Origin of the sequence: Pseudomonas sp. YNh (assembly GCF_037993085.1) — a bacterium.
Classification (GTDB): domain Bacteria; phylum Pseudomonadota; class Gammaproteobacteria; order Pseudomonadales; family Pseudomonadaceae; genus Aquipseudomonas; species Aquipseudomonas putida.
Genome location: NZ_JBBMRJ010000061.1, coordinates 1 through 5455 on the forward strand (window position 1 = coordinate 1; position 5455 = coordinate 5455).

Below are 5455 nucleotides of genomic sequence, written 5' to 3' on the forward strand. Positions count from 1 at the left end.
GTAGAGTATGAGAAACGCTATTTCCTGAGCTTGGAGAGTGTCTAGAAAACCAGGGGCGATTCATAATTCAAAAAATCCTTTCGCAGAATTTCAAAAATGCAAAAGACTAATCTTGATGAAATGGATCGACGAATCCTGCGGGTGCTCAGCCAAGACGGACGGGCGAGTTTCCAGGAGGTAGGTAAGCAGGTTGGACTGTCCCCAAGCCCTTGCTGGCAGCGGATCAAGCGCATGGAGGAGTCAGGCGTCATCCAGGGTTACGCAGCCCGCATTGACGTGGCCGAACTAGGCTTCCGCGACAGCCTCATCGTGATGCTGACCTTGGAGCAGCACAGCGACGAAATGCTAGAAAGGTTCGAACGAGCATTGGCAGACATCCCAGAGGTCATCGAGGCTTATCTGGTCTCCGGGGAGCACGACTACTTCATTCGCGTCGCAGTGAAAGACACCCGGGATTACGAGCGCCTGCTGCGTGAAAAGCTGTACAAAATCGCTGGACTCAGACACTCGGTCTCTAGCTTCGTGTTGCGCCAGCTTAAGGCCGCTAGCGTGCCGCTCTGAACGTAGTTTGCCTGAGACTAGCCATAGCCATCCCAGCGGCCACACCGCGCTTGTTCAGAGAGTCGCATTCTCCGTGAGGCGGCTTAGTAAGCGGAGCGCGCAGGCGTGAGGATGGAAGCCCGCAGGGCCGAGGCCGGCGAAGCTGGACTTGGTTCACGACAGCCGTGCCGTGAGGCCACGCACCATGCTTCGTGCTTCTCTCACGCCACCACCTCACGCCTTGGCCGCTTCAATGTCCAGCGATTGAGGTTTCAGAAACTCGGCCGCCCCGCCAGTCGCAAACCACATAAAGACTGCTTAGCGTCCTTACCACTAAGAACCCCTCGACAGTCGTGCTATCCAGAATGATAGAGGTGCGGATTATGTCACCATCGTCAAAGCGACTTTCTCGATCCGCATATACCAAGCCTTCCAGGTACATGTCCCCTGCCCCATAGGCAGCAGCTGAGATGTAAGCTGTGACAGGCATTCCAAAATTGACCTCCATAGCTTTGACTACAGAGGTTGGCAAGGCCGCAGCCCCGTCTTGATCTATATGACGCGTTGACAGTGGAACCCGCTTCTTAGGCATCTCTCATCTCGATAGTCTATGGGCCAAATCATCATGGAGGCGCTTACCGATCCTCGCTGCTACCCTTGCCCAGCTTGTTATTTTTAATCCGCCCGTATGCCTCATCATTCAGGATGGCATCGCCCTCCTCTTCGAACATCACACTGCTCCATCGTGTGCGCTTAATGGACGCGACCTGATCGAAAAAGCAGCCCTGACACAGGTGCAGTTCGTACTTTTCGCCGCAATGTGCTGAGCCGTTGCCCCATGATGCATGCATCGTTCCGTGCTGAAGCTCACCTTCGCCATCTCGCGTAGATATATCGCAGACATCACATATCACGTCGATGACCAGATCGGGCTCACCTGCCTGTGTGACCTTCATTCTGCACCTCCGCCATTATCTGCCAGCATGTGCCGCACCCTCCCAACCCAGACAGATTCAGCAACTCAAAGCTCTGCTTCAGCTCCCAGGTACGAGTAGCCTGCCCCTGCCGGGGCAGTAACAGGCGAATGCGTGCACGCATGATAACCTTGCCCCAGGTTTAGCCTCTGGAGCATCCCGTTTGAGAACGCTAGCTGCCCCCTATTACGAGTCACTGCTTAAAGCTCCGTCTTTCTCCGATGATCCAGTCGGTAAGCGCCAAGCTGAGCGTTGGAAAAGGCTTGTTGGTGACATTCACAAGTGCACGACAGAGCAAGACCTTCGCGAGGCCCGTGGGAAGGCGGAGGGTTACATCATCGGCCTAGTGGAAGCAGGTCACCTCTGTCACGACGGAGCACGCGACTACACAATCTTTAGTAGCGTGTACCGTAGACAAGACTTCCTGCGAACACTGCTCTCGACTTACACCTGACCCATGACCGTCGCAATTTCGGCGCCTCTCTGAGGCGCCTGGCTATAAGGCGTCACACCCCTTTGGTGAGAAACGACCGCAAGCTCGCCCTACCCATTTCACGCTTGAACGTGGCAATGACGTAGCGGCCTGACTCGGCGGTAGCGACCCAAAATCGGCCCTCCTTGCTCAAGCTCACGAGCTTTGAGGTCTGGAAATAGTTACCGTCTGAGTACCGCCCGTATGGGCCCTCATCCTGATGGTCGAACACGACCCCTACTGCGCACGACGATGCGAGAAACACATCAGACAGGTAGGCAGTCACGGGCGCAGGGAAGCCATGCGACTTCGCCTGTATCAGACGTTTCAGCTGAAAGTCAGTGAAGTCACGTCCATGAAACTGAATGTGGATGCTTGTAGACCGTGGCTGCATTCGCTGACCTTTTTCTAAAAACCCTGTGTGATCTCTACCAGGTGCCACGGTCAATCCGTGCACCCGCCGGCGGCTTAGACTTCGATGGTGAAGTCAGCTGAGAAGCCAGTACGCTCCCCTGGATAACCCAAGGGGTTCGAGACGATCCGACACCCCGAGACCACGGTGTCCACTGCGTGATGTGTATGGCCATAAATCCAAACGTCGGTTTGAGCCACCAGGTCGTGCCATCCGTTGAAATAAGCAGCACCGAGATGGCCTTCGTGTCCATTACCAGCTACCTCCTGGATAGGACAATGATGAGTGATCACAACCGTTTTTCCCTCAAAGTCCTTAGCGAGTTCGGTGGTAAGAAAATCGCGAGCGACAATGTTCCGAGCGATGAGGTCAACGGGGCGAAGCTTCCTGAAACCCTCACCACTTCGGATAACCTTGAAGTCATTCATCCACTCCCAGCACTCGTACATCGCAGCTTTGTAATCTCCGGTTGAGGTGAAGTCTGTCCAGGCGGTGGTAACCAGAAATCGGGTATCTCCAATGACAAGGCATTCATTCTCGAGGACATGCACATGCTCCTCCGCCGCCTGCTTCATCTTGATGAGCGTACGATCCAGGTGGCCACCTTTGTAGTATTCGTGGTTACCGGGCACGTAGATGACTGGGCAAGTGAAGGTTTGGTTTGCCCATGTCACACCCTGACCGCGCACCGAAATGTCTCCAGCGAGCACAACCAAATCTGCATCGACCTGGGGAGGCTCAAAGGCCCTAAATTCCAAATGCAAATCTGAATACACCAAGACTTTCATCAGTTCTCTCACACTCCGAGCGGCATTATATGTATCGCTTCTCCAAGGCTTGACCGAAGGGAACCCGGGCTAGCTCTCGGATTGAGCTAGGGACGCAGTGAAAAAACCGTGTCGAGGGTAGCGCGCTTCCTGCAGCCATCACCTAGCAGAAGGTAAACCGTGCTCCTGGTTTCGAACATGCATGGATGGCTGTGCGAGATCCCGAAGTTGCTGCGCACCCAGTGCCCAGGCGGGAAACGATTGCGACTGTCTCGGACGACTTCGTGAGCAAAGAGCACCAAAGGCAGTACCGCCTCTATTCTGAATTGCTCAAGCTCTTCTGGTGTGAGCTGCAGGTCGGCAACGATCCACTTACGCACCAAGCAATACGGTTTACCTGGGCGGTACTCGTTAGCGAGCTCTATCAGCGCGCCATCGTCCCCCTCCCATCCCGAGACGACCTTGCCTTCTCCGTAGAAAAAATCACTCACCTCTTCCAGCGTGGCAGCCATGGTCAGACCTCGTCGCTGCTGAAAACACGACCTGTATCTGTGACGAACTCGTAGATAGGGCAGCTCTCGCTACCACCGCTGATTCGGATCTCAGACAGCGGCTCCATGTAGCAACCGGTCTTGCGTAGAGCTAATGGCGGAATCACATACACCCTGTGCACGCCCAGGAGCTCCGGTGATCCGTTTTCCCAGAGTGACTTGATCGTTGTTACGTCAAACACAAGCTGCGATGTAGGGCCAAGGGCGCCTGCATCGAAACCTACCCCTTCGACTAAAAACATGTAGGTGCAGCGGCTCAGGTTGATGGATTTCCAGAATAGGACTTCTGAGTCCTCAATCCTGAACCTCCCTTGGAGCTCATCGCTCTTCGTCAAAAACACATTTATTCCTAGCATTGCTGGTCGCATGAGGGGGGACTCCCTCCGACGGGATAGCCCACACGCAACGGTCACTGAAGGCCATACTTCCGACCATGATCGTCATTTTTTGCCATTCGTTGGCTGGAGGCAGCTAGCGCTAACCGTAGATTCCACGTGGATTGCGAGACCTAAAGTGGGCACCCTATGCACGCCATGAACTATATGTCATGGCGTGCATATGTTCAATATGGCCTTATCCTCACTTTTGAGGATTCGACATGGTATCGAGGGAGTCCCTCGCAGCAGTCCTGCGTCTCGCGCGTTCCAGGCGCGGGCTTTCGCGTGATCAGCTTAATGCCCAGGCCAAGATCGAGCCTCGCCACCTGCAGAGGCTCGAGAACGCCAAAACCGGAGTTACGCTTGAAACGTTGGGCAGCATTTCAGAGGCGTTGGGCTACGACCCCATAGCCTTGCTGATAATTGCCTCAAGCTACGATGTTCAGACATCCGTTCCAGAACGTCTTGCAAGCATCAAGAAAGAGCTCGCGGATCTTGATGCGCTGCGCATCGCGTCTGACCTGCCAAACCATTTCGCCGAAGGGGAACTCATCGCTGAACGCGCTGGGCGAAGCTTAAGTGAGGACGTGGTTCGACAAGTACTAGCGTGCCGTGATGAAGGTCTAAATCAACGGAAAACCGCCGAAAGGCTTGGGATCCATCAATCTACGGTCAGTAGGATATGGCGGAAGACTTGAATCATCGATACGTGGCCCCTTCGTCCTTGGAAATCGCAAGGTACTCTGCAAATTTGCAAGCAGGATTCGATTCGTGCACAGGCTTAGCCGAGACTATGTAGCGCATTATCACTAAGACGAGTGGCGAACTGGAGGTATGTGAATTTGGTCTACAGGGCCGGGACGACGTGGGTACCGCAAGGCTCAGTTCACGACAGCTGACCGCGAAGCAGCCCGCCCAGTTAGCCACGGAAATTGTAGGCAAGTACCTCAACCAATTGCCCAAGCAATCTGATTGTATTCCTGCTCAGTAAGCTCATGAATTGCCTCTTCTCGAATGGCGGCCAATGTTTCGGCTGAAAAACATCTACGCCCGGCACTGGCAACAGACTCTGCACCAGCAGGAAATACGGTTGATCGCGAATATATGTAGCTCTGGATCAGACCCGCTTCCTTTTCTGAGATAACCCCATACCCGATCCCAAGCATCCAAAAAGCCACCGCTACATGAACCATCTTTACCCTTTCGAATAGCTTCTGAACGCCTAACCCAGTACGCGGTGCTGCAGACAGCCCTCCACCACGCAGCGGCCGAATATATTGCCTCGCAAACCCATTTACAGATCGTGTCCCGGGAAGTGGTGTAACTGAACCAGCCGAAGGCGCCCTGCGGGCGAAAGAGGTT

6 protein-coding genes and 1 pseudogene are annotated in these 5455 nt (G+C 54.4%); 2 read left to right on the forward strand and 5 right to left on the reverse strand.

The window, feature by feature from the left end; genetic code table 11:
- Positions 1-96 precede the first annotated feature (96 nt).
- Positions 97-561: an Lrp/AsnC family transcriptional regulator gene (locus WF331_RS28910; protein WP_232877734.1), complete on the forward strand. Its 465-nt coding sequence runs from the start codon at positions 97-99 to the stop codon at positions 559-561.
- 614 nt (positions 562-1175) lie between these two features.
- Here the strand turns inward: WF331_RS28910 and WF331_RS28915 are convergent.
- From WF331_RS28915 to WF331_RS28930, 4 genes are all read right to left on the reverse strand, one after another.
- Positions 1176-1496, reverse strand: a complete 321-nt coding sequence (locus tag WF331_RS28915) for a hypothetical protein (protein ID WP_232877732.1) — start codon at positions 1494-1496, stop codon at positions 1176-1178.
- 958 nt (positions 1497-2454) lie between these two features.
- Entirely contained in the window at positions 2455-3186 is a 732-nt protein-coding gene (locus WF331_RS28920; protein ID WP_232877730.1) for a metallophosphoesterase family protein, read from the reverse strand.
- Between the two features lie 86 nt (positions 3187-3272).
- Positions 3273-3677, reverse strand: coding sequence for a DUF6957 family protein (locus WF331_RS28925; RefSeq protein ID WP_232877728.1), 405 nt, complete (start codon positions 3675-3677; stop codon positions 3273-3275).
- Positions 3678-3679: 2 nt separating this feature from the next.
- Entirely contained in the window at positions 3680-4084 is a 405-nt protein-coding gene (locus WF331_RS28930; RefSeq protein ID WP_232877726.1) for a hypothetical protein, read from the reverse strand.
- Between the two features lie 230 nt (positions 4085-4314).
- On the opposite strand from WF331_RS28930, the gene WF331_RS28935 reads away from it, so the two are divergent.
- Positions 4315-4791 (forward strand): helix-turn-helix domain-containing protein, encoded by a 477-nt coding sequence (locus WF331_RS28935; protein WP_196185119.1) that lies wholly within the window; start codon positions 4315-4317, stop codon positions 4789-4791.
- A 249-nt stretch (positions 4792-5040) separates the two neighbouring features.
- Here WF331_RS28935 and WF331_RS28940 read toward each other — a convergent pair.
- Positions 5041-5455, reverse strand: a pseudogene (locus tag WF331_RS28940) (hypothetical protein); the annotation flags it as partial.

Bases quoted from the DNA above. Each gene is read 5' to 3' on its own strand.
- WF331_RS28910 (WP_232877734.1), top strand. From the start codon at position 97: ATGCAAAAGACTAATCTTGATGAAATGGATCGACGAATCCTGCGGGTG.
- WF331_RS28915 (WP_232877732.1), bottom strand. From the start codon at position 1,496: ATGAAGGTCACACAGGCAGGTGAGCCCGATCTGGTCATCGACGTGATA.
- WF331_RS28920 (WP_232877730.1), bottom strand. From the start codon at position 3,186: ATGAAAGTCTTGGTGTATTCAGATTTGCATTTGGAATTTAGGGCCTTT.
- WF331_RS28925 (WP_232877728.1), bottom strand. From the start codon at position 3,677: ATGGCTGCCACGCTGGAAGAGGTGAGTGATTTTTTCTACGGAGAAGGC.
- WF331_RS28930 (WP_232877726.1), bottom strand. From the start codon at position 4,084: ATGCGACCAGCAATGCTAGGAATAAATGTGTTTTTGACGAAGAGCGAT.
- WF331_RS28935 (WP_196185119.1), top strand. From the start codon at position 4,315: ATGGTATCGAGGGAGTCCCTCGCAGCAGTCCTGCGTCTCGCGCGTTCC.